Raw genomic sequence first — 23,721 nt, 5'->3', positions numbered from 1 at the left:
CGGGAGCCGGAGGACAAGGACGGGGCTGCTCCAGCCGTATCGCGCGGCATACGTTGATGTTGCCGACTGTCGAGGGAGGCACAGATGGAGACGCGGGTTGTGCCTTGAAAATCCTGGTGGTGGACGACCGCGAGGACAACCTCTTCGCGATAGAGAGCCTGTTACGCCCTGTGGGGCGTCCGGTGGTACGTGCACACAGCGGGGACGAAGCACTGAAGACCGTTCTGCGCGGCGGCATAGCCGTGGTGATCCTCGACGTGGTGATGCCGCAGATGGACGGCCTGGAGGTGCTCGCCTACCTCAAGCGACTGGAACACACCCGCAATCTGCCTGTGGTGCTGATGACCGGCCTCGGCAGGGACGACGACCTGGCCGCCCGTGCGTATGACCTCGGAGTCTCTGACTTCCTGGTCAAGCCCGTGGATCCCTGGGTGGTGCGGACAAAAATCAGGGCGCTCGCCGATCTGTACATGGAGAACCAGAGCCTGCGCGCACAACTCGGCGCCCTGACCGACCGACGGGCCGACACCTCCGCGACCCTATTGCCCGACCTCCTGGAATCGCGTCTTCCGCGCCCCGGCGGAGGCGCGAAGGGCCGCGCCGGAAGCACCCGGGGCACCGACTGAGACCCGCGGCCTGCCGACCGCTTCGCAACGCGATGTGAAGCTGGCCTGTTGACCCGCTTAAGAAATCCTCGATGGACTCCGAAGTCATGGCTGGGCAGATTGGTCCAGGTCCACCACCGATCCCGTCACCATGGCTGGAGCCGCACCGATGAAGGCACTTGTCAAGCAGCATGCCGAGCCCGGCCTGTGGCTCATGGACGTGCCGGAGCCGGAGACCGGCCCGGGCGATGTGCTGATCAAGGTGCTGCGCACCGGCATCTGCGGCACGGATCTGCACATCAGATCGTGGGACGGCTGGGCTCAGCAGGCTGTCAGCACGCCGCGCGTACTCGGCCACGAGTTCGTCGGCGAGGTCGCGGCGGTCGGCGCGGACGTCCAGGACATCGCGGTGGGCGATGTGGTGAGCGGCGAGGGCCATCTGGTCTGCGGCAAGTGCCGCAACTGTCTCGCAGGCCGCCGCCATCTGTGCCGCAGCACCATCGGCCTCGGCGTCGGCAGGGACGGCGCGTTCGCCGAGTATGTCGCGCTCCCCGCGTCCAACGTGTGGGTGCATCGTACGCAGGTGGACCTGGACATCGCCGCGATCTTCGACCCGTTCGGAAACGCCGTCCACACCGCGCTCTCCTTCCCGCTGGTCGGCGAGGACGTGCTGATCACCGGCGCGGGCCCGATCGGCATCATGGCCGCGGCCGTCGCCCGGCACGCGGGCGCCCGCAATGTCGTGATCACCGATGTCAGCGAGTCCCGCCTCGCCATCGCCCGCAAGGCCGGCGCCACGCTCGCCCTGAATGTCGCCGAGCACGAGATCGCCGACGCGCAGCGGCGGCTCGGCCTGAAGGAGGGCTTCGACATCGGCCTGGAGATGTCCGGCCGTCCCGAGGCCATGCGCGACATGGTCGACAACATGACCCACGGTGGCCGCATCGCCATGCTGGGACTGCCCGCGCAGGAGTTCGCCGTCGACTGGTCGAAGATCGTCACTTCGATGATCACCATCAAGGGCATCTACGGCCGCGAGATGTTCGAGACCTGGTACGCGATGACCGTTCTGCTCGAAGGCGGACTCGACCTCAGCCCCGTGATCACCGGCAGCTACGGGTACCAGGACTTCGACGCCGCGTTCGACGAGGCCGCCACCGCCCGCAGCGGCAAGATCATCCTCGACTGGACTGTCTGAGCCCCGCCTCGTCCGAGCCTCCGCAGCCTCATAAGGAGCCCCACCATGTACGCGTCCGTCCGCGACGACCTCCGTACCACCCTCGACGAGATCCGCGCCGCCGGTCTCTTCAAGCCCGAGCGGGTCATCGGCACCCCGCAGAGCGCCTCCGTCTCCGTCGCCTCGGGCGAGGTCCTCAACTTCTGCGCCAACAACTACCTCGGCCTCGCCGACCACCCCGAGGTCGTCGCCGCCGCCAAGGAGGCGCTGGACCGCTGGGGCTACGGAATGGCCTCCGTCCGCTTCATCTGCGGCACCCAGGACGTCCACAAGGAACTCGAGGCGCGCCTGTCCGCGTTCCTCGGCCAGGAGGACACGATCCTCTATTCCTCATGCTTCGACGCCAACGCCGGTGTCTTCGAAACGATCCTCGGCCCCGAGGACGCGGTGATCTCCGACGCGCTGAACCATGCCAGCATCATCGACGGCATCCGCCTGTCCAAGGCCCGGCGCCATCGCTACGCCAACCGGGACCTCGCCGACCTGGAGCAGCAGCTCAAGGAGACCCAGGACGCCCGCCGCCGCCTCATCGTCACCGACGGCGTCTTCTCCATGGACGGCTATGTCGCCCCCCTCGCCGAGATCTGCGACCTCGCCGATCGCTACGACGCGATGGTGATGGTCGACGACTCGCACGCCGTCGGCTTCGTCGGCCCGGGCGGCCGCGGCACGCCCGAGCTGCACGGCGTCATGGACCGCGTCGACATCATCACCGGCACCCTCGGCAAGGCGCTGGGCGGCGCGTCCGGCGGCTATGTCGCGGCCCGCGCCGAAATCGTCGCCCTGCTGCGCCAGCGCTCGCGCCCGTACCTCTTCTCCAACTCCCTCGCCCCCGTGATCGCCGCCGCCTCGCTGAAGGTCCTTGACCTGCTGGAGTCCGCCGGTGACCTGCGCGAGCGGCTGAACGCGAACACCGCGCTCTTCCGTACGAAGATGACCGAGGCGGGCTTCGAGATTCTCCCCGGTGACCACGCCATCGCCCCCGTCATGATCGGCGACGCCGCCGAGGCCGGCCGTATGGCCGAACTCCTGCTGGAGCGCGGCGTCTACGTGATCGGCTTCTCCTACCCCGTGGTCCCGATGGGGCAGGCGAGGATCCGGGTCCAGCTCTCCGCCGCGCACTCCACCGAGGACGTGGAGCGGGCCGTCGCCGCGTTCATCGACGCGCGCGAGGCACTGAAGGGCTGATTTCACCTGGCAAAATGGACCGGGTGATCGACCCCCGGCGGCTGCGCATCCTGCGGGCCGTGGCGGACCACCGTACGGTGACCGCCGCGGCCGCCGCGCTGTACCTGACCCCCTCGGCCGTTTCCCAGCAGCTCAACGCTCTGGAACAGGAGACCGGCCACGCCTTGCTGATCCGCAGCGGCAAGGGGGTGCGGCTGACGGCCGCGGGGGAGATCCTGCTGGCCCACACCCACACCGTGCTCGCCCAGTTGGAGCGGGCCGAGGCGGAGCTCGCGGCCTACGAGGGCGGCGCGGCCGGCGAGGTCACCGTCGCCGCGTTCGCCACCGGCATCGCCGAGGTCGTCGCCCCGGCGATCGCGCACCTTGCCGCCGGCCATCCGGACATCCGGGTGCGGGTGCGGGACGCAGAAGGCGACGAGAGCCTGCCGCTGGTGCTCGACGGCGAGGCCGATCTGGCGGTGGCGGTCGAGTACCGGGGAGCCCCCCGCGAGGACGACCGCCGGCTGTCCCGGGTGCCGCTGTACGCCGAGCCGTTCGACGCCGTACTGCAGGCGGGACATCCCCTCGGCGCGGGTGAACGTGTGGAACTGGCCGAACTCGCCGACAGCGACTGGATCGGCCCCTACCCCGGCAACCCCTGTCACGACATGGTGCTGCTCGCCTGCGAACTCGCCGGGTTCCAGCCCCGCCTCATGCACTCCTCGGACGACTTCCGCGCCGTGGTCGCCCTCGCGGGAGCGGGGGCGGGAGTGGCACTCGTGCCGCGCTCGGCGCTGCGCGGGATGGAGCTCAAGGACGCCGTCGTGCGGCCCGTGGCGGGCCCCGCCGCGACCCGCCGGGTCTTCGCCGCTGTGCGGCGCGGCGCTGAGTCCCACCCGCTGATCAGCCCGGTGCTCGACGCGCTGACCAAGTCGGCGGCCGGGCTCTCCTCCGGCTGAGCGGGGCCGCGCGGACCGGCCGGTCAGCCGGTCGGCGGTGCCTCCATCGCCTTCTTGAGGTTGTCCAGCGTGATGCGGATGTTGCGGCGCTGGAAGTCGGCGAACGTGTGCCCCCGGGTCGCCATCCGGTCGAAGGCGTTGGCCACGGCATCGGGCCAGCCCCGACGGTCGTCGGTCCAGGTCTCGGTCACCCGTGTCTTGCCGTCGACGGCCTCGAAGCGGTACTCCCAGGTGGCGATCCGGCCGGGCAGCAGGGGCCGGCGTCGGCCTATGGCGCGTACCCGGAAGGCGAACCGCTCACCGGGATCCGCGGCGGTCACCGTACACCGCGTGGTCCAGCGCAGCGGCCCGCGCTTGTTGTGGCCGTCGAAGACCATGCCCACGTACGCCTGTTGAACGCCGTCGCGCAGTGTCGCGCCCCGGTTCTCCGGACTCCAGCGGCCCATCAGAGCCGGATTGCTGATCTGCGTGTAGATCGTCGAGGGGGCGGCGTCGATGACGACGCTGTCCGACACCGAGAAGGTTCGTGCCATGGGTACGACTCCGATCGTGAGTTCGGGCGGACAGCGCCGTCGGCGATCATGCGCGCGGCGCTGCCGCGTCGAGGATGGAGGCGTCGACATCGTCGTACTCGTCGCTGTGCCGCAGCGGAACTCCGGCGTTGCGGCGGCTGAGGACGGTGCCGAGCCAGCCGGCGAGGAATCCGACCGGGACGGAGACCAGGCCGGTGGTGGTGTACGGGAACCAGGTGAAGTCGGCGTGGGGGAAGATCGCCCTCGGGGAACCCGAGACGAGGTTGGTCCCCGTGATGAAGATCAGGACCGTCAGCGAGCCGCCGATCAGCGTGCTGAGGAGCCCGGTCCGGGTGTACTGGCGCCAGAAGAGGCTGTAGATCAGCGTGGGCGCGACCGCTGAGGCACCCAGGCAGAAGGACAGGGTGATCATCGCCTGCAGGTTCACATGCCGGGAGGCCGCCGCGAGGAAGATCGCACAGAGGCCGACGGCGGCCGCCGTGCCCCGCGCCATCATCATCTCGGTCCTGTCGCGCTGGGCCCGCTTGCGGCCCAGTCCGTGCGTGATCAGGTCGTGGGCGAGGGTGTTGGCGCAGGCGAGCGTGATACCGGCGACGGAGGCCAGGAGCGTCAGGAAGATCGCGGTGGCCATGGCCGTGAACAGCAGTGTCTCGAAGGTGGACACATCCGTGCCCATGATCGCCTGGCTGACCAGCAGGATGGAGGTCTTGCCCTGCGGATCGCCGAGGGTGATCTGCTGACGGCCCACGATCGCCGCGGCGCCGAAGCCGATGACGGCGCTCAGCACACACATGACGACAACCGTCGACACGGCCCAGGACAGGGAGCGCCGCACGGCGGACGCACTGCGGGAGCTGAACATACGCATAGTGATGTGCGGAAGGCACGCCGCACCGAGAACGACGGTCAGCTGGGCGCTGATCATGTCCAGGCCGTCGCCGCCGAACTGGAGCCCGGGCGCGAGATACGCGTCGCCCACACCGCTCCCGCGTGCCGCCGCGTCCAGCAGTGTGGGAATGCTGAAGTCGAAGCGCTGCAGGATGAGCGAGGCGATGGCAAGGGCCGCGGCGAGCAGCACCACCGTCTTCACGATCTGGATGAACGCGGTGCCCTTCATACCGCCGATGGCCGCGTAGATGATCATCAGCAGGCCGAGCAGCACGATGGAGCCGGTCTTGAAGCCCGCGGCGTCGATGCCGAGGACGAAGGCCAGCAGATCGCCCGCGCCCGCCAGCTGGAAGATCAGCAGCGGAAACAGGGCGATGAGCGAAACGATGCACGCGGTGATGCGTACGGCGGAGCTGGGCTCGCGGCGGGTGAGGACGTCACCCATGGTGAACCGGCCCGCGTTCCGCAGTGGTTCGGCCAGCAGGAACATCAGCAGTACCAGCGAGAGCACGGTGCTGAGAGCGAGTACGAGACCGTCCTGGCCGAGCAGCGAGATGACGCCGATGGTGCCGAGCACGCTGGAGGCGGAGATGTAGTCGCCCGCGATGGCGAGGCCGCTCTGCATGGGGGACAGCGAGCGGAAGCCGGTGTAGAACTCGTCCAGGTCGTCGCGGTCGGGACCGGTCATCACGCACAGCAGCAGGGTCACCGTGGTCACCGCGATGAAGGCGACGAACGACATGGTCTGGGCTTCGGAGCCGAATCCGCTCATCGGCCTGCTCCCTGCGTGGTCGGTGCGGCCCGGCGGCGCATGGCGTCGGCCAGCGGATCGACCCGGCGGCGCGCGGACCTCTCGTATGCGGCCACGGCTATGAGGCTCACCGGGAGTTGGATCAGGCCGAGCAGAAGAGCGATGTTGAGACCGCCGGTGATCTTGCTTGTCATCAGGTCCGGCGCGTACGCGGAAAGGATGAGGAACAGCACGAAGTAGCCGAGGGCCGTCAAAGTCGCCACCCGGCGCAGCCGTCGGTAGGCGGCGCTCAGAGCGCGCACGTCGCGGTGGGGGTCGGACGGCGGCCTGGGCGGGGCCGGGGGAGCGGGCTCCTGCCAGTAGTGGAGCGGGTTTCGCGGCTGCCCCGGGTACTCGGGGAACTCGGGACAGGAGCGCGGTGGTGGGTAGTGGGACATCGGGTGCGGTACCTCGTATGCCTGTGCGGGGGCAGGGGCAGGGCATGCTGGCGGAACGGCTACGTTACTCGTGGGTAGCGGCAGCCGGTGCATTGTTGCATGAACTGTCCGGTCGGTCAGTTGCCTGTTCGTGACCTGAGAACAGGGCCCTTTGATCCACAGACAGGAGGCCCGGGCATCCGCGGAGCGGGTACCCGGGCCGGGCCGGTCGAGAAGACTCAGGACGTCAGTGCTGCGCGGCCAGGAGCCGTACTCCCGGCCTCCTCACGGGTGGCTCACCAGGTCGGCCACGTTCGTGGACTGTCAAAAGCATCAGACTCTGTGGAACGGCAACGGCGGGCGGACGTACTTCTACCAGAACGAGATGCCCTACGACCCGCCCACCCAAGCGGCGTGGATGAACGGTTCGACCCAGGGCTATGTCGCGTACAAGGTCGGCAGTCAGGTGAGGCGCCGGTCATGCGCCCTTCACCGTCCACTTCTGGTTGGCGGCTCCGGTGCAGGCCCAGATCTGCAGGCGCGTGCCCTCGGCTGAGCTGTTGCCCGTGGCGTCCAGGCATTTGTCCGCCTGCGGATTGACGATGTCGTGGGCGGCGGTGACGCTCCAGCGTTGTGCGCCCGATCCGTTGCAGTCCCACAGCTGGACGAGGGAGCCGTTGGCGGTTCCCCCTGAGGCGACGTCCAGGCATTTGCCGAGGGCCCGGATCGTGCCGTCGCTGCCGACGTTCCACTTCTGGGCTGCGGTGCCGTTGCACCCGTAGAGCTGTACGGGGGTGCCATTGGCGCTGTTCGCCGCGGCGATGTCGACGCACTTGCCGCCCAGACCCGTGATGGCACCACCCGTCCCCGGCCGGCTGTCGCCGGTGCTGACGCGCACATGGTCGACGACGAGTTGCTGGGGGAAGGCGGTGCCGCCGTCGGGGTCGCCCGGCCAGTAGCCGCCGACCGCGAGGTTGAGGATCAGGAAGAACGGCTTGTTGAACACCCATTGCCTGCCACCGAGATCGGAGGGTGTCCGGCGCTGGTACACGTTGCCGTCGACGGACCAGGTGATCGAGTCGGGCGCCCAGTCCACGGCGAAGGTGTGGAAGGCGTCCGCGAAGGCCTGGCCGCCGGGCAGTGTGTACGCCGCGCCGATGCCGCCGGAGCCGGAGTAGCCGGGGCCGTGGAGCGTGCCATGGATGGTGGAGGGCTCGAAGCCGACGTTCTCCATGACGTCGATCTCGCCCGAGTTCGGCCAGCCGACCTGCCCGATGTCGTTGCCCAGCATCCAGAAGGCGGGCCACATGCCCTGGCCGCGCGGCACCTTGAGCCTGGCCTCGACATGCCCGTAGGCCTGGGTGAACCGGCCTGCGGTGTTCACCCGGGCGGAGGTGTACTCACATCGTCCGTACCAGCACTGGTAGTTGTCCGGGTTCTCGCGGCGGGCGGTGATGACGAGATGACCCTGACCGTCGAGAGCGGCGTTGCGGTTGCCCGCTGTGTAGTACTGCCGCTCGTGGTTGTTGACGTTGTCGCCCGACTCGATCTGCCACTTGCCGCCGTCGACGGGGGAGCCGGCGGGACCGTCGAATTCATCGGCGAACGTCACGGCGGCCGGTGCGGCGGCCGTGGTGGTCTTGGGGGCCGGTGCGGGGGCGCCCTGTGCGAGCCCGGTGGTGGCCGTGGCAAACGTCAGAACGGACAGAACGGACAGCAGTAGACGCCGTGATGAGCGCGGGGAGTCCATGACTCTCCCTTCTCGATCTGGCATGTATATGACAGGCCACATCGCCGAGACAGTGGGGGGTTCGGGGAGGATGGTCAGTTCACTACGTGATTTAAGAAGTGAACTAAGTCACTGTCAAGGTCTTGGTGCGGACCATTACTTCCGAAGGCGGGCGAGTACGAAGGCGGTCGAGAGGGGAGCGCTCAACCAACCTGGGAAAGGCGGTCGTGGCCCGGCGCGGTCGCGTGGTCATCACGCCGGGCAGAAACTACTGGCCCTCTGCCTGAGGCGTCGGCAGCGGGAGGGCCCGCTTGATGTAGCCGGACCAGATGATCGCGGGGGAGCCGTCGCCGATGTTCTTGAGGGCGACCTGTTTCTGGGTCTTGGCGTCCTCGCCGAAGAGGCCGATCGCGGTGACGAGCTCGTCGGCCGAGCCGATGAACCACTCGGCCTTCCTGTCGTCGGTGCGGCCCTGGGCCGTGGTCACCGTCCCCTCGCGGTCGTCCGCGTACCGGGGACCGCCGACGTCACTCGGGCTCAGGTCGCCGCGGAGGTACGAGGTGACCATGTCGGCCGTCCGGGGATCGATCGCCTGTCCGCCGATCGCCCCGCGCAGGCCGGTCTGCTCGCCGTCCCGCTCCGCGGACTTGACGATCGAGGGCGTGATCTTCCTGCCGTCGTGGCGGAAGGAGGAGTAGACACCGGCCAGTTCCAGCGGGCTGGCTCCCATCAGGCCGAGCGTTGTCGCCTGGGACGAGGCGAAGTCACGTGATTCCACAGCCATTCCAAGAGCCGCGGCGGTCTTTCTGATGTGTTCGGTGCCGGACACATCGTTGGCGTCGGTCTTGGCCTCCATGGACGCCGCCATGGCGATCGGCTCGAAGGTGGGGCCCGCCTGGTAGTCGGCGCGGGAGGCATTGCTGAGGTAGTGGCGGGTCGAGTCACGGCCGCCGTACAGGGCCACGATGCGGCCGGACTTCGGGTCCACCGAGACCGCACCGGCCTGCGTGTTGGCGTCCGCGGCCCCATCGCCGGCCGTCGCTCCCGCCCTGCCGCCGAGGCCCGTGGCGACGGCCTGCTCCAAGGCGCGCTGCTTGGCGGGATCGATGTTGAGGGTGATGCGCCAGCCGCCGCCCGCCAGCTCCTGCTCGCTCACGCCCGAGGCGATCAGCTCACGCGTCGCGGCGTCCACGAGATAGCCGGTCTGGCCCGAAAGACCCGAGGCCTGCTTGGGGGCGACCGGTACGGGGAACTTCATCCGCTGCCGTTTCCCCTTGTCCAGCCAGCCCTGCTCCACCATGTTGTCGAGTACGTAGTTCCAACGCCGGGTGACCAGTTGCTTGCCCTCGGGACTGGCGATGGCCCAGTCGTACTGGCTGGGAGCCTGCAGCAACGCCGCGAGATAGGCGCCCTGTTCGACGCTCAGGTTCTGGACCTCGGTGCGGTAGTACGCGCGGGACGCCGCCTGGACTCCGTACGCGAGCCGCCCGTAATAACTGCTGTTCAGATACCCGGCGAGGATGTCGTCCTTGGAGTTTCGCCGGTCGACCTTGAGGGAGATGACCAGCTCCTTGACCTTGCGGGTGACTGTCTGTTCCTGGCTGAGGTAGTAGTTCTTGACGTACTGCTGGGTGATGGTCGACCCGCCCTGTTTGCCCTTCCCCGTCAGAGTGCTCAGGATGCCGCGGGCGGTGCCGGACAACGACACGCCGGAGTCGCTGTAGAAGTCCTTGTTCTCCGCCGCGACGAAAGCGCGCCGCACATCCGTGGGCACCTTGCTGAGCGGCACGGTCTCGCGGTTGATCTCGCCGGTGCGGGCGAGGCGGGTGCCGTCGCTGAAGAGATAGACGTTGCTCTGGGCCTGGGCCAGTTCATTGGCCTTGGGTATGTCGATGGCGACGTAGAGAACGGTGAAGCCGCCGATCAGCAGAGCGACCAGAGAGATGACACCGGCCAGCGCCTTGCGCCAGGTGAACAACCGCCGGGTCCCGGTCCTTTTGCCGGCCTTCTTCCTCGCCCTCCTGCCGCCGGGCCTGCGCGGTCGATGCCGCCGCAACCGGCTCCCGCGCCCCGGACCTCTCGCCTCCTGGGGAGTACCAGCCTCGTCGCCCTCGCCGCTGATGCCGCTCGGCGTCAGCCAACTCACCCTCTGGTCCGGACTCCACCTGGTACGCATGGCGCCATCCTCAGCGCCGAAGATCTTTGTAAACCCAAAGCGCGACATCGGCCGTGCCTCGGAGGTGTATCAGTCGTGTATCGGCCCGGGCTCGGGGAGTTGGAGAGCGGCACGCGCGCCGCCGCCGGGCGCATTCGTGAACTCGATCGTCGCGCCGATGACGCCCGCCTGGCCCAGGGCGATGGTCAGCCCCAGACCGGTTCCGGTACCGCGCTCGCGGGCACCCGTGCGGAAACGCTGGGGTCCGTCCTCGAGCAGGGAGTCCGGGTAGCCGCCGCCGTGATCGCGCACCGTCACGGTCCTGCCGTCAGCGGAGACGGTGACCGTGACGGGCGCGCGGCCGTGCCGGTGGGCGTTGGCTATCAGGTTGGTGAGGATGCGTTCCAGGCGCCGGGGATCGGTCCACACAGTCGCCTCGCCCGCTCCCTCCTCAACCACAAGGCGCACGGACATGCCGGTGCTCAGGGTGATGTCCTCGACCAGGGAGCCGAGCGGACAGGGCGAGAGGTCGGCCTGTTCGCCGCCGGCGTCCAGCCGGGAGATCTCCAGCAGATCCTCGACGAGCGCGGCCAGCACGCGTACTCGGTCGCGGACGTATCCGGCCGCCTCCCCTTCGGAGAGCAGTTCGGCGGCGGTGACCAGACCCATCAGCGGAGTGCGCAGTTCATGCGCCACATCAGCGGTGAAACGCTGTTCGCTGCGCAGTCGTTGCTGCAGAGCCGCGGCCATGGTGTCGACTGCGGTGGAGATCTCGGCGATTTCGTCGCGCGGCCGGGGCTCGGCCTCGATACGGGCGTCGAGGTCGCCGTCGGCGATGCGCCGCGCGGTGCCCGCCGCGCTGCGCAGCCGGCGGCTCATCCGGCCGGCGCTGAGTACTCCGAGCGGCAGCACAACCGCGGTCGTGAGCGCCCCGGCCCAGGCGATGCTCGTGTCGAGAGCGCTGATGTCCCCCAGCGCGGTGGTCATGTCGACGCGTACGGACAGCACTTGCTCACCCGCGGGGCGCGCTGCCCACATCGCGGGCCCGGTCGCCCCGGCGTCGTACTCCGTTCCCTGGCGGCCCTTGGCGGCGAGGCTTCGCAGCCCGGCGGGCAGTCCGGGTGCGTCGAGGACGGCGCCGGTGCCCTGGACGGTGCCGCTGCGGGTGTAGGCGGCGGCCGCCCGGTCGAGTGTGGTCCGGGCAGCCTCGCGGGCCTGGTTCAGCTCCCGGTCGCGCGAGGCCTGGTGGACGATCACGCCGACGGCCGCGGCGACGGCGCAGATGGCAACGGCGACGAGGGCGGCGATACGCCATCTCAGCGGCATGTCAGCGCCGCAGCTTGTAGCCGAAGCCGCGGACCGTTTCGATCCGTTCGGCGCCGATCTTCGCCCGCAGCCGCTGCACATGCAGATCGACGACGCGGGTGTCGCCGTGCCAGGCGTGGTCCCACACGCGGCTGAGCAGGGTCCGGCGCTCCAGCACGACACCTGGGGACGCGGCGAATTCGAGCAGCATCCGCAGTTCGGTGGGGGTGAGAGCGAGCGGCTGTCCCGCGCGGTGCACTTCCATGCCCCGGGTGTCGATGGCCAGATCCCCGAAGGTCATCGTGGTCGTGTCACTGCCACCCGCACCGGGCCCCGCACCGCCCGCGGGGTGGGCGGGGGTGAAGGAGGCGCGGCGCAGCAGTGAGCGGATCCGCGCGACGAGTACGGCGCTCTCGACCGGCTTGACGACATAGTCGTCGGCACCCGCCTCAAGGCCGGACACCACGTCGAGGGCATCGCCGCGCGCGGACATCATCAGGATGGGGGCGAGGCTCAGTTCGCGGATCCGGCGGCACAGTCCGATGCCGTCGAGCTCGGGCAGCATGACGTCGAGGAGCAGCAGGTCGGGGTGCCGCTCGCGGAACATCTCAAGACCGGACAGGCCGTCGGCGGCGGCGGAGACGGTGAAGCCATAGCGTTCGAGGAGCATGCGGACGGTGTTGCGGATGACCTCGTCGTCCTCGACGAGCAGCAGATGCGCCTCGGTGGCGCTGCCGGGCGTGGCGGCAGGACTTGTCATCACTGTGTCCTGGTCGGCTGCGGGATCGGCGAGGCCGAGTCGGTCGGCGGGGGAGTCGGTGGAGGGCTCTTCTGTGCCGAATCGCCCGTCTGGTCCTGTGGGGCCGCTGCCGACAGCACGTTGCCGTCCCATCGGTAGCGGGTGGTGAAGCGGCCCTCGTTCCCGGTCGAGACGAGCACGAGATCGTGGCCGAACGTCTCACCGGTGAGTCCGAGGGGACCCCAGCTGATCAGCACAGGCCGTACCGCGGTACCGAAGGCCCGGTAGACCTGGACCAGCGTCAGCCCGGCCGCGGGCGCGTCGAGTGCCACGACGAGCTCGTCCTGCCCGTCGCCCGTGAGATCCCGGTAGACGGGTTTGCGCAGACCGCACTCCGTACCCGGGCAGGCCTGCAGCTCGTCCCGTACGAGCTTGGCCACATTGGGATCCTTCTCCAGCAGTTCCCGCACCGGGATCCGCTTCAGCCCGGCCGCGGGCACCTCGACGCCCTTGATGCTCAGATAGCGGCGGTCCGGACCGGTGGGCTCGCTGGTGGGCGTGACCGGAGGGGAGTACTGGGGCCACAGTGGCGAGGCACTGGTCGGCGGCGACAGCTGCGGAGCGACGCCCCCGTCGCGCGCGCCCGTCTCGGCGGCACAGCCGGCCAGGCCCACGACGGCCGCGCATGCGGCGACGGCGGCTGCGCGAAGCCGCCCGCGGTCGTGGGGGCCGGTGCGGGGGGTGTTGGGCATAGGCGTATCAGCGTACCGGCGGGGCCGGGAGGGGCGGACGGGGGTCTCGCCTGCCCCGGTGCGGGCTGCGCGCTCTGCTTCGCCCGGGCTGACGACCGTCGGTGGGGCGATGCCCTCAGGCGCAGTGGTAGCTGAAACGCGTCGTGGCGGTGTCCCCAGTGGGCGAGACGATGCGCAGGACCGCGGCCGCCCGGTATTCGCCCTTTCCTTGGAAGGTCCACAGCAGATGCAGACGTGCCTGCTTCTGGCCGCGCGTCAGCTTCTCCCGGAGAAGGCCCGATGTGGTGCCGTCGCTGCGTTCCCAGCGATATGTCACGGTGCCGGGCCGTCCATTGGTCGACAGGGCGCCCACGATGTCGGCCGTGCTGTCGCAGCCGAGAGCCTGCCCCGTGGTCTGGACCGTGACGCTCTTCACGGCCAGTGCGGGCCCGTAGCGCTGCCAGGCCAGGAAGGCCAGCACCGCAAGCAGCACCGTGCCCGCCAGGGCGTAGCGGCGCAGTCCCGACCGGCGGCGCGCGGGGGGCTGCGCCGGGCCGGCGGGCTGTCCGGGAAGCGTGCCGTGCCAGATCTCGGCAGTGGTGTTGTGGCCGCCATTGCGCTGGAGGACCGCTGCGGTGACTCCCGGGCCGAAACGGAGGACATCGCCCTCCACCCGGTCGGGAGCCACGCTCGCCGGTGGCTCCTCCCTGAGCTGGGTGGCAGCGTCGGGCCCGTCCTCGATCAGCGTGGCCGTGTCGGGCGGGTCCTGGATCACGGTGGCCGTGCCGGGCTCGCCTTGGACCAATGTGGCTGTGTCGGGCACGCCTTGGACCAATGTGGCCGTTTCGGGCTCAGGCTGTGCCTCGGGGCGTTCGAACCAGTGACTGCCCAGCGCGGTCGCGCTGTACCCGTCGCTCTCGGAGGCCTCGACCGCCTTGTCCACGTCGGGTACCTGGTCGTGCGGGCCGTAGGGGACGCGAGGATCGTTCATGTGATTATGCACCGCCGGATCCAGATCTGCTGCGAGGAACTGCCGTTCGCGGCAGCCGGGCTCGTCGTCGCCCGAACACCCCAGTAGCAGCCCTGCCCCTGGAAGGTGTGGTCAAGAGCGATCGTGTACTGCGTCGCTCCGCTCCGTACGAAGGTCTGCGAGCCGTCCGGCGTCCCCAGGTCGCCCTTCACGTCGCTGGTGAACCACGAGATGACGACGGTCACCGGACCGGTCCCGTCCGTGGTGACGTCGATCGACGCGGTACCACTGGTGGGACCGACCTGCCGCAAGCTCGTGACCGACACCGACTTCACGGCTACGGGTGGCGTGCTGGGAGGGGAGGGGCTGGGCTCCGTGGTCGGAGCGGAGAGAGACGGCGACGGCGACGGTGCGGTGGTGGTGGGCAGAGTCGCCCCAGGTGTCGGTGCCGCGGACGTCGTACTCGCACCGGCGGAAGGCGAGTCGGAGACCGAGGCACTGGCAGAGGGGGACGGGCTCGCGGAGGCGGAGGGCCAGACGGGCGGGGCGCCGCTCACGCCCGGCCGCGCGCTCGTGGTGGCGACGGCATGAGCCGTCGTCCGCGTGGGACCGTCCCCGCCCGCACGCGCGGCGACGGCGACCGCGATGGCCAGCAGCACGGCCGCGGCACCCGTCAGTATTCCCCGCAGGCCGGGCTTGAAGATGCGGCGCCAGCCGCTGGTCACAGCCGTCGTGGCGAACGCGGTTGTTCCCGCGGACTGGCCCGCGGCCGAGGGGAAGAGCAGCGGCAGGAGCGCGGCGAGAGCGGCGAGCTTGCGCTGACCCTTCTCCTCCCAGTCCGGGCCGTACGCCGCGCCCGCGATCTCTTCGAGCTCGGCGACGAACGCCTCCGCGTTCTCGGGCCGCTTGCGTGGCTCCTTGGCCATCCCGCGCCGGATGAGCGGGCGCACCGGCTCCGGCGCGTCCTCGTCGGGAACCGGTGCGTCGATGTGCTGCAGCGCGAGCTCGGCGAAGTTCTCGCCGGTGTACGGCTTGCGGCCGGTCAGGCACTCGTAGAAGGTCGCGGTCGCCGCATAGACGTCGGCGGCCGGTGAGGCGGGCTCCCCGTTCCACTGCTCCGGCGCCATGTAGGCGGGAGTGCCCGCGACGCCCGGTGTGCTGCCCCGCCCCGCCGCGATACCGAAGTCGACCAGCTTGGACGAGCCGTCTGCCGCGACCAGGACGTTCTCCGGCTTGTAGTCGCGGTGCACGACACCTGCCCGGTGCGCGGCCGCCAGGCCCAGCAGCGAGCCCTTCAGGACCACCAGCGCCGCTTCGGGACCGGTGGCTCCCTCCCGTCGGAGCAGGGCGCGCAGGGCGACGCCGTCGACCAGTTCCATCACGATGGCGGCGCCCTGCGGAGCCTCCACGTACTCGTACAGCCCGACGACGTACGGCGAGTCGAGATCGCCGAGCAGGCGTGCCTCCGCCCGGAAGTCCTGTACGAAAGCGGAATCGCTACGCATCCGCTCGTTGAGGTATTTGACGGCCACCGGCACACCGGTCGCGTCGTGGACGGCCAGGACGACACGCCCACTGCCTCCGGAGCCCAGTTCCCGGGTCTCTGTATACCCGGGGACCGACCATGTGTTCATTACCGTCCCCCCAGTCGCCGCGATCGCTCTTGCGCGGCCGCCGCACGATAGCTCACCTGCTCTCCCCATGGCAGACACAATTTCGTCACGGGCGGTTCCCGTGGGGTCGAGGCGGGGCACTGGTGCCCGAGGACCAGGACCAGGGGGATGGCGTAGCCGGGAACGGTGCGGCGGAGGCGGGCATCGCGCCGATGGTCAGGCTCGCGCCGACGGCGGCGGTTTCCTCCGAGAGCGCCGCGCAGGAGGGCACGGCGGCCGGTGTCAGCGGGCGGATGCGCGCATCGATTCAAGATCACGGCGGGAAGGTAGGGTCGAGCCCCGGCCGAGGATCAGGTTCGGGATCGGCTGGCTCGAACTGATCCCTTCGGGGCAGGTGCGGCCGTGGCCGGTGCGTGGCCACGGGCCGCAGCAGACCGACGACTGGACGGGCATCGCGGTCGCCCACCGAACGGCGCCAATCCCTTCGAGCCAACCGGCTCGCTGAGAAAAGGGGCCGCACGGTGGAGGCGGCTTCCACCGGCCCTCGCGATGCCAGGCCCGTTCATCGACTCACGTCGGCCTGCCGCAGCTCGGCCAGCAATTCGCCCTGACCGACGATGAGTTCGGTGAGGATACGGCGAGCCGCGCGGAGCAGCTCGGCGACGTCTCCACCGGCCAGGGCGTAACTGACGGTGGCGCCGTCCCGGATGGACACGACAATTCCGGAGCGGCGCAGCACCGCGAGCTGCTGGGACAGGTTCGACGGCTCGATCTCGATCTCGGCAAGCAGGTCTCGCACGGGCACGGGGCCGTTCTGCAGCAGCTCCAGCACGCGAATGCGGACTGGGTGTCCGAGCATGCGGAAGAACTCCGCCTTGGCCTGGTACAGCGGTACCTGCATGAGAACGCTCCTGCTGTGTTCGACGGCCTGCCGTGTGCTGAGGCCTCCGCTGCTGCCGCCCGGAGGCCATGCAGTGCAGGGTCTGATCCTCCCGCCTCCTGGTGCCGCACTCCCAGGGGGTTCAACGCATCGGGATGTGGCTACTTGAAGAAATCTTCAAGTCGTGGGCAGACGAAGGCGGGGAGACCGATGGTGCCTAGATCTCGAGCTCTGACTCGATGCGCTTGAGCCGGTGACGGGCCATGGCCAGGTTCGACTTGGCCTTGTCGAGCACGAGGTAGAGGAAGAGTCCGTTGCCGGAACGACCCTTGAGCAGGCGGATGAGGTGGTACTGGTCGCCCAGGGTGATCAGCACGTCCTCGATCTCGTCCTTGAGGCCGAGTTGCTCCATGGTGCGCGTCTTCGCCCTGATCACATCGGTGTTGCCGGCCGCCGCGACGGACAGATCGAGGTCCTTCCCGCCCCCGAGAGTACCCAGCGCCATCCCGCTGGTGTAGTCCACGAGGGCAACTCCGAGACTGCCCTCGATCGATGTCATCGCTTCCTTGAGAGAGGTCTCCAAACTCACCACGTCAGCGCTCACTCCTCGTCAGACTCCATAGGTGGACGGCAGCTCGCACCTGCGGCTGCCAACGGATTGCGACGATGACGCTACTTGTCGTGTGCAGGATGCCGACGGACATGCCGGAACTGCGACGCGAGCGATGATCAGCCCCTAGGATGCGCCTCCCGACCGACAGGGTGATCGCCCCCGGCTCGCCCGGACGACGGACAGAGTGCCTCTGGCACCTCACCCTGCCGAGGGCTGGCAAGGATTTCCAGCGCCTCCCTGGTGACTACCCCCAGGGGCACCGTGTCTCCCTTGAGGGTCACGCGTTCACCTTGCGGCAGCGCAACGATGTCTTTCAACTCCTGCGCGTCGCGGCGGGTGAAGTCGTCCGGCAAAGGAAAGTGATCTCGTCGTCGGCGAGTTCGATCTGGCGGGCGACGTAGTCCTGCGGGCTGTCGAAGATGGTGACGGCGAGTGGTCGACGACTGACCGTACGGGGGCTTACGGAGGATTCGTGGGCGTACCCGCACGAGTCATGCCGACAGCCGTAAACGTTGCTGCCGCTGCCGTGGCAGCAGCAGTGAATGCGACGACCAGCCACATACCCCCGACAGGGGCGTTCGTCTGCGGCGCGGCGAAGCTTCCTGGCGCCGCGTACACCACGAGCCGGTCCCCTGCCTCCGCGTCGGCGGGGCACGCCTTCCCGACCGGGATGAATTCCGACTCCCTCAGATTCCGCTCGAGTTCCCTACCGTCGAGGCGTTCCAGCGAGCACTCCCACCAGAACCGGGTGACCTTCCCCGTCGGCGAGTTCCGCTCATGCCGTACGGACTCCGTGACGACGGTGTCCACCGGCTTGCCCCACACAGCGAGTACGGCCTGGTCGAGAAACGCCAGCAACCCCAGAGCCAGGAGAAACTCCACGACCGCGGCCACCCCGAAGTGCCAAGGACCAAGACGGACGAAGCACACGCCGATCAAGGAGAACCCCACGCCGAGGACCAACAGCGTCGCAACGACCGCCACCGCCGGGTGAGGCCACCACGCGGGAACCAGCACCACCGCGGCCACGGCCAGCGCGCACATCAGCACTGAAGCGGCGACGCCCAGCAGGACGCCGGCCACCCACAACTGTGGTCTCCCTCTCACTGCCCCCTCCTCAACTGCTCTAGTCCCCAGGCGCATTCATGCCCAGCCCGTCGGCCGTCTGACCCAGGTGCGAGCGAACATCCCGCAAGCACGCACGGTTACTCACCGATCTGGCCGTACGTGGGGAGTTCTTGATGGCCGCTGTCAGGTGAGCAAAACGATGACCTGACGCCCCGCGTCCTGGAAGCGTCTTCTCCGCGCGAGCGGAGGTGGGCTGCAGGTCGGCGAGATCCTCGGCCGCAACAGGCAGGCGTACACCGAGGCTCTGCGGATCTACGAGGAGCTGGGGGCCGCTGCTTCGGCGGCGGATTGCCGCGAGCGGTTGGGGGCGCTCGGTGAATGACGGAGGACGGCGGCGGGGTCCAGCGTGTCGTACGGGACACAAGTGCAGGCCGAGGGGGGAGTTCTTCAGGCGTTCGTGCGGCCGTCCTCGTGCCCGGATTGTTGGTCTGGGCACGAGGCGGGGAGATCTGACGCACGCGGAGCGGGAGCACGCCCCGGGAGGGGTTCGGCCGCTCCGTCAAACCCCGCAGAGAACGCCCGCCCCACCCACTAGTCGCCCTTCGGCGCCGCCTGCTGTACGACCTCGAAGGACCAGAGTGTGGAACCGGATGCCGCGGGCTTGGAGTGGTCGCCGGCACCCTGGTGTGCTGCCTTCATAGGTCCTTCCAGCCAAGCCTGGAAGGACTCCTCGTCGCGCCACCGCGTGTACACGAGGTAGTTGTCGGTGCCTTCGACCGGGCGCAGGAGTTCGAACCACTCGAAACCGTCCGAGTTCTCGACGGCATGGGCGCGGGACGCGAACCGCTTCTCCAGGGTTTCCCGCTGCTCAGCGGGGACCGTCAGGACGTTGATTTTTACAACGCTGGGCACATGACACCTCTCAGGAAACACAGGCCGGGCACCATGCCCGGCCTTGATCACGTGCGTACAGTCTCCTACATCCGTCAGTCAGCACCGTGCTCCGCATCCTCAGCAGCGGTGCCGGGCAAGCCCCCGCCTCACCGTGCCCATGCGTCCATCGTTCCTCACCGCTGAGGTTCAGTGGGAACAGGACTCCCGCGCCACCTTGCCGGGGTTGCCGTTGGCGCTTCCCCACGCCCCCGCGTTCGCCTCGAACTTCTGCTGCAGCGGACTGTCCTTGGCGACCTCCACGAGTCCGCCGCCCTGATCCGCCCATACCGGATGGTCGGCGTGCCGGTACTCATTGGTGTAGGCGGAAATGACGTCCTTGAGTCCGCCCTGGTTGTTGTACATCGAGTGGCTGCCGTACCCGACGAAGATCCGCGGGTGTTCCAGGCCCTTTGCCGCGTGTCCGCGGTCGTGATTCCAGCTCTCCGCGTTGCCCCAGGCCACCACGCGATGGTCGCCGTGCGCGCTGAGCAGGAGCCGGTCGCGGGTCCAGGCGGTGCCGTTCTTCCGCCAGACGACCTCCACATGCTCGAAGTCGTGCCGGTGGCCCGAGGGCCGGAAGCCGCTGGTGGCCTGGTAGATGGTGAACGCGACTCGGATTTCGTCGGCGTTGCACTTCTGGACCGTGTAGTACGTGGGGAACGGCGCACCGTGCGGCGCGCAACCACCGTCGCTGTTCGGCCAGTACTGTACGTTGCCGCCGTCCGCCGGATTGCCGTTGCCGTCGAATGCGGACTCGGGCCAGCACGGATCGTTGCGATTGGCGCGGGCGAAATTCCACTGCGGTACGGATGCCGCGGCGAAGTCCTGGAGGGTGGCGGGTCCTTCGGGAAGGGGTTCGTTGGCCGATGCGCCGGGGCCCGTCACGAAGAGCAGGCCCGATAGCAGGGATACGGCAGCGACGGAACCCGTCCGGACGCGGCGGGGTCGGTGGGACATACATTCTCCTCGTGCTCAGGCCATGGGGGAGACAGGGTGTTCCAGCGACGTGCCGCACCAGAGTAGGGATGTCGAGGCAAGGGAACCAGATCGGATTCGGAACCCGCATTGCAGCTTTTCGGCCTCGGCAAGGCGAGTTGGCAGTCGCAGCCCCCTAAGGGCTACCCCGCAATACCCGCCGGGCGCGCGACGACAGCTACGGCACCTCGCTGCGTTGTCGAATCGCCCGAATACGCCCAGTATGAGGACGACTCTCCGCCTTGCGATGCACCGCATCTGACGCCGCGCGCTCATCCGCCGGGTATTGCGGGACAGCCCTTAGGCTGGTCCGCATGCGGGACTCGCGGCCGACCTCGGCATTTCACTCGGGCAACATCACCGCCTCCGCCACCGACACCTTGGTGGCGGTGCTGGACATGCAGGCGTCGAGCGCCGGCGTACGGCGGCTGCGTGACTGGGCGCAGCTCGGTGTGGCCGCGCGGCCCGGCGAGCGGGCCGTGGACATCGGCTCCGGTACCGGCGCGGTGACCCGGGTGCTGGCTGCGGCGGTGGTGCCGGACGGTGAGGCGATCGGAGTGGAGCCGAATCCCGGTCTGCGCGCGGTGGCCGGGCAGCGCGCTGCCGAGGCCGGCAGCCCGGCACGATTCGTCGACGGCGACGCACTGGCGCTGCCGATCGCTGACTTGGACGCCGATGTCGTCTGGTGCGAGCGGGTCTTCCAGCACCTCGCCGAGCCGGACAGGGCGGCCGCCGAGATCGCGCGAATCCTGCGCCCCGGCGGCAGGGTTGCGCTGCTGGACACCGACTGGGCGACCACGATCCTGCACCCCGGTCACCCGGAGGTGGTCGGGGCGCTGACGGAAGGTGCTCTCGCTGCCGCCGCCAACCCGTACGCCGGGCGCAAACTGGCGGGTCAGTTGGCCGCGGTGGGACTCGAGATCGACGACCTCGGCTCGCAGGCACTGATCCAGGACCCGCGCGAGGTCACCTGGCCGCTCGTCAAGATGCTTGCGGAGACGGCCCTGCGGCGCGAGCTGATCACTGAGGAGCAGCGGGACACGCTGTACGCCGATCTGAGTGCCGCCGCCGAACAGGGCGCCCTGCACATGTCCGTGACCATGTTCGGCGTCATCGCGCGTCGTCCGGCCTGACCCCGGCTCGTCACGGGCCGGCGCCTCTGCTGGAGCGGGGCGGCGAGAGCCGGAAGGGGCCCACATCTCCCGCCGCCCGAGTCCCGGCGCGTGCTCGGGCGGCGCCCGGTGATCACCGAGGAGCCGACCTAGGTTCGCGCCCCGCCCTTCCCAAGTGTCTCCACGGCCGCGATCACCCGGTCCCAGAACAGTTCCGCCTCCAGTGTCACGGCGACTCGCGCGTTCACGGGCCGGTCCAGGTACCGGTGCATGTCCACCACGGTTGCCCCGCGTGTGTACTGTCCGCGCAGTTCCACCGCCACGCTCGCCTCGACGCAGTTCACGATCGCGGGGTCGATGACGCGGGCCACCGCGACGGGATCGTGCAGCGGCGGGGAGTCGAAGCCCCACAGCCGCTTGTACGTGGACGCGAAATAGGTGATCAGCTCGGCGCAGGTACGGGCGAGTTCTGTGCCGAGTCCTTCGAGGCGGGCCAGGATGTCGGGCGTGGCGAGTGCCTGGTGGGTCACATTGAGCCCGCACATGGTGACCGGTACGCCGCTGCGGAAGACGATGTCCGCGGCTTCGGGATCGACGTGGATGTTGAATTCGGCGGCCGGGGTCCTGTTGCCGCGACCGGTGGAGCCGCCCATGAGCACGATCTCGCGGATGTGCGCGGCACTGTCGGGATAGCGGGTGAGCAGCAGGGCGATATTGGTCAGCGGGGCTGTGGGGACGAGGGTGACGGGTTCGGGGTGCCCGGTCAGGATCCGGTGGATGAGGTCCACCGCGTGCTCGGGGAGAGCATCAACGGTGGGTTCCCCGAACCGCGGCCCGTCCATGCCCGAGTCGCCGTGGACGTCGTCCGCCACGAGCAGCGGCTGTACGAGTGGCTGTGCGCATCCGGCCGCGATGGGTACGCCTGTGATCCCGGCGACCGTGCAGACCCGGCGGGCGTTGAGGGTGGTCTTCTCGACCGTCTGATTGCCGGCAACCGTGGTGATGGCCAGCAGGTCGATCGCCGGGTCTCCCGCGGCGAGGATGATGGCGAGGGCGTCGTCGTGGCCGGGGTCGCAGTCGATGATGATCGGGACGGGCACGGTCCGCGCTCCTTGTCGTCCGGGACGGCAGCATCCTCAGTATCCGTCGTTGCGGCCAGGAATGTCCGATGCCACAGGTGCGGCTTCCAAGGCTGACGCGAACCCGCCACACACCACGGGCCGATGCCCGAGCGGCATGACAGCCCGCCCGCGATCGCGGCCGGCGCGGCCGTCACATCATCTGGCGGGCTCCCGGACGGGCGCGTGGTGCCGGGCGTGCCAGAGGAAGGCGCGCGCGGCACGGCTGAGCGGGCGGCGCGGGTGGGCGATGCCGACGGCGCGAAGAAGCGGCGGGGTGAAGGAACGGACCTCCACGCGATGGCCGAAGGCCCGTAACACCATGTCCCGGTACCAGATCAGCGAGCCGAGCCCGTCTGCGACGCTGGTCACCCAGGCCAGCCGCTCATCCGCTTCCACCACGGGCACGGCGCGCACGCCGATCTGTCCGAACATCGCCTCCAGCTCGGTGCGCCGGCCGGTGCCTGGGGTCGGGAGCACCATCCGCAGGCCTCCCAGCATCCGGAACGGGATCGGGTCGGGCAGCCCGGAGCCGGGCGGGGAGATCAGGACGACTTCACGGTCCTGGAGATGGTGCGTCGACAGGTCCTTGTCGAGCGGCAGATCGACCAGGCCCAGCTCCGCCACGCCGTCCGTCAAGGCACGCACCAGAGCCTCGCGGCTGTCCTGCGCGAGAAGACGTACGTCGATTCCCGGGTGGCGCTCGGCGAAGGACGGCACGAGATCGGCGGCGAGGTCGAGGGAGAGGGTCGGGGTGGCGGCCACCGTCAGGGAGGCACGCGAACTCCCGCCGTGCGCGGGGCGGATGTCCTCGATGGCTTCCACGGCGTCGAGGACGGTACGGGCCAGGCGGACGACGCGAGCGCCTTCCGGGGTGAGGGTCGCCCGCCTCCTCCTGCGGTCCAGGAGCTCCACGCCGAGATCCCGTTCGAGGGACTGGATGGACCGCGAGAGCGCGGGCTGGGCGATGTAGACGGAGGACGCGGCGGCTGTTATCGAGCGGCAGTCCGCCACGGCGACGAGGTACCGCAACTGCTGGAGTGTGGGGGTCATGCGCGGACGGTAGCCCCCGAGTCCTGAGGGTGTAAGAGGTACAAGTGCGAACAACTGCCCATAACCACACCTGAGTTGAGACTTGGCCGGCAGTAATCCATACCTCTGAGGCATGAGTGGCTGATGTGCGTTGACAGTGTGGGCCGGCCGCCGCACGATGCAACGCGGCAT

Annotated in this window: 22 protein-coding genes; 5 read left to right on the top strand and 17 right to left on the bottom strand. The window is 69.2% G+C overall.

Annotation, left to right across the window (positions count from 1 at the left end; genetic code table 11):
• Positions 1-104: 104 nt before the first annotated feature.
• The 4 genes from FBY35_RS03830 (at position 105) to FBY35_RS03815 (ending at position 3,968) form a co-directional block, all read left to right on the top strand.
• Positions 105-626 carry a two-component system response regulator gene (locus FBY35_RS03830; protein WP_260848500.1) on the top strand — a complete coding sequence of 174 codons (522 nt, stop codon included), beginning with the start codon at positions 105-107 and terminating at the stop codon, positions 624-626.
• Between the two features lie 148 nt (positions 627-774).
• The gene (tdh, locus tag FBY35_RS03825; RefSeq protein ID WP_142212418.1) at positions 775-1,803 is read left to right on the top strand and encodes an L-threonine 3-dehydrogenase; all 1,029 of its coding nucleotides are present in this window, start codon (positions 775-777) and stop codon (positions 1,801-1,803) included.
• Between the two features lie 45 nt (positions 1,804-1,848).
• Positions 1,849-3,030 (top strand): glycine C-acetyltransferase, encoded by a 1,182-nt coding sequence (locus FBY35_RS03820; protein ID WP_142212417.1) that lies wholly within the window; start codon positions 1,849-1,851, stop codon positions 3,028-3,030.
• A gap of 23 nt (positions 3,031-3,053) precedes the next feature.
• Positions 3,054-3,968 carry a LysR family transcriptional regulator gene (locus FBY35_RS03815; RefSeq protein ID WP_142214881.1) on the top strand — a complete coding sequence of 305 codons (915 nt, stop codon included), beginning with the start codon at positions 3,054-3,056 and terminating at the stop codon, positions 3,966-3,968.
• 23 nt (positions 3,969-3,991) lie between these two features.
• On the opposite strand, the gene FBY35_RS03810 is transcribed toward FBY35_RS03815, so the two are convergent.
• The 15 genes from FBY35_RS03810 to FBY35_RS03735 form a co-directional block, all read right to left on the bottom strand.
• Positions 3,992-4,501 (bottom strand): SRPBCC family protein, encoded by a 510-nt coding sequence (locus FBY35_RS03810; RefSeq protein WP_142212416.1) that lies wholly within the window; start codon positions 4,499-4,501, stop codon positions 3,992-3,994.
• Between the two features lie 46 nt (positions 4,502-4,547).
• Positions 4,548-6,161, bottom strand: a complete 1,614-nt coding sequence (locus tag FBY35_RS03805) for a cation acetate symporter (RefSeq protein ID WP_142212415.1) — start codon at positions 6,159-6,161, stop codon at positions 4,548-4,550.
• Complete coding sequence (locus tag FBY35_RS03800) at positions 6,158-6,577, bottom strand: DUF485 domain-containing protein (RefSeq protein ID WP_142212414.1); 420 nt, start codon at positions 6,575-6,577, stop codon at positions 6,158-6,160. The genes FBY35_RS03805 and FBY35_RS03800 overlap by 4 nt, the downstream gene beginning before the upstream one ends.
• Before the next feature lie 457 nt (positions 6,578-7,034).
• A complete protein-coding gene (locus tag FBY35_RS03790) occupies positions 7,035-8,306 on the bottom strand; it encodes a glycoside hydrolase family 16 protein (protein WP_142212412.1) in 1,272 nt (423 codons plus the stop codon).
• Positions 8,307-8,553: 247 nt separating this feature from the next.
• Entirely contained in the window at positions 8,554-10,263 is a 1,710-nt protein-coding gene (locus FBY35_RS03785; RefSeq protein WP_260848499.1) for a transglycosylase domain-containing protein, read from the bottom strand.
• 267 nt (positions 10,264-10,530) lie between these two features.
• Entirely contained in the window at positions 10,531-11,766 is a 1,236-nt protein-coding gene (locus FBY35_RS03780; RefSeq protein ID WP_142212410.1) for a HAMP domain-containing sensor histidine kinase, read from the bottom strand.
• 1 nt (position 11,767) lies between these two features.
• The gene (gene cseB, locus FBY35_RS03775; protein ID WP_142212409.1) at positions 11,768-12,505 is read right to left on the bottom strand and encodes a two-component system response regulator CseB; all 738 of its coding nucleotides are present in this window, start codon (positions 12,503-12,505) and stop codon (positions 11,768-11,770) included.
• On the bottom strand, positions 12,505-13,236 hold the full coding sequence (locus tag FBY35_RS03770) for a hypothetical protein (RefSeq protein ID WP_142212408.1): 732 nt from the start codon (positions 13,234-13,236) through the stop codon (positions 12,505-12,507). The genes cseB and FBY35_RS03770 overlap by 1 nt, the downstream gene beginning before the upstream one ends.
• 115 nt (positions 13,237-13,351) lie before the next feature.
• A complete protein-coding gene (locus FBY35_RS03765; protein WP_142212407.1) occupies positions 13,352-14,206 on the bottom strand; it encodes a hypothetical protein in 855 nt (284 codons plus the stop codon).
• The gene (locus tag FBY35_RS03760) at positions 14,203-15,819 is read right to left on the bottom strand and encodes a serine/threonine-protein kinase (RefSeq protein WP_142212406.1); all 1,617 of its coding nucleotides are present in this window, start codon (positions 15,817-15,819) and stop codon (positions 14,203-14,205) included. Before FBY35_RS03760 ends, FBY35_RS03765 begins: the two co-directional genes overlap by 4 nt.
• A gap of 541 nt (positions 15,820-16,360) precedes the next feature.
• The gene (locus FBY35_RS03755; protein ID WP_142212405.1) at positions 16,361-16,699 is read right to left on the bottom strand and encodes a helix-turn-helix transcriptional regulator; all 339 of its coding nucleotides are present in this window, start codon (positions 16,697-16,699) and stop codon (positions 16,361-16,363) included.
• Between the two features lie 196 nt (positions 16,700-16,895).
• On the bottom strand, positions 16,896-17,237 hold the full coding sequence (locus FBY35_RS03750) for a hypothetical protein (RefSeq protein WP_399208226.1): 342 nt from the start codon (positions 17,235-17,237) through the stop codon (positions 16,896-16,898).
• 513 nt (positions 17,238-17,750) lie between these two features.
• A complete protein-coding gene (locus tag FBY35_RS03745; protein WP_142212403.1) occupies positions 17,751-18,398 on the bottom strand; it encodes a hypothetical protein in 648 nt (215 codons plus the stop codon).
• Positions 18,399-18,950: 552 nt separating this feature from the next.
• Positions 18,951-19,271, bottom strand: coding sequence for an antibiotic biosynthesis monooxygenase (locus FBY35_RS03740; RefSeq protein WP_142212402.1), 321 nt, complete (start codon positions 19,269-19,271; stop codon positions 18,951-18,953).
• A 168-nt stretch (positions 19,272-19,439) separates the two neighbouring features.
• Positions 19,440-20,249 (bottom strand): NPP1 family protein, encoded by an 810-nt coding sequence (locus FBY35_RS03735; RefSeq protein WP_142212401.1) that lies wholly within the window; start codon positions 20,247-20,249, stop codon positions 19,440-19,442.
• Between the two features lie 332 nt (positions 20,250-20,581).
• Between FBY35_RS03735 and FBY35_RS03730 the strand changes: the two genes are divergently transcribed.
• Positions 20,582-21,400 (top strand): methyltransferase domain-containing protein, encoded by an 819-nt coding sequence (locus FBY35_RS03730; RefSeq protein ID WP_142212400.1) that lies wholly within the window; start codon positions 20,582-20,584, stop codon positions 21,398-21,400.
• Positions 21,401-21,528: 128 nt separating this feature from the next.
• Here the strand turns inward: FBY35_RS03730 and FBY35_RS03725 are convergent, their stop codons facing one another.
• Both FBY35_RS03725 and FBY35_RS03720 read right to left on the bottom strand, forming a co-directional pair.
• Complete coding sequence (locus FBY35_RS03725) at positions 21,529-22,479, bottom strand: nucleoside hydrolase (RefSeq protein ID WP_142212399.1); 951 nt, start codon at positions 22,477-22,479, stop codon at positions 21,529-21,531.
• Between the two features lie 177 nt (positions 22,480-22,656).
• Positions 22,657-23,550: a LysR family transcriptional regulator gene (locus tag FBY35_RS03720; protein WP_160159222.1), complete on the bottom strand. Its 894-nt coding sequence runs from the start codon at positions 23,548-23,550 to the stop codon at positions 22,657-22,659.
• Positions 23,551-23,721: the final 171 nt, after the last annotated feature.

Source organism: Streptomyces sp. SLBN-118 (assembly GCF_006715635.1).
Taxonomy (GTDB): domain Bacteria; phylum Actinomycetota; class Actinomycetes; order Streptomycetales; family Streptomycetaceae; genus Streptomyces.
The sequence above is the reverse complement of the archived record's forward strand: the minus strand, read 5'-3'. Positions and strand labels throughout refer to the sequence as shown.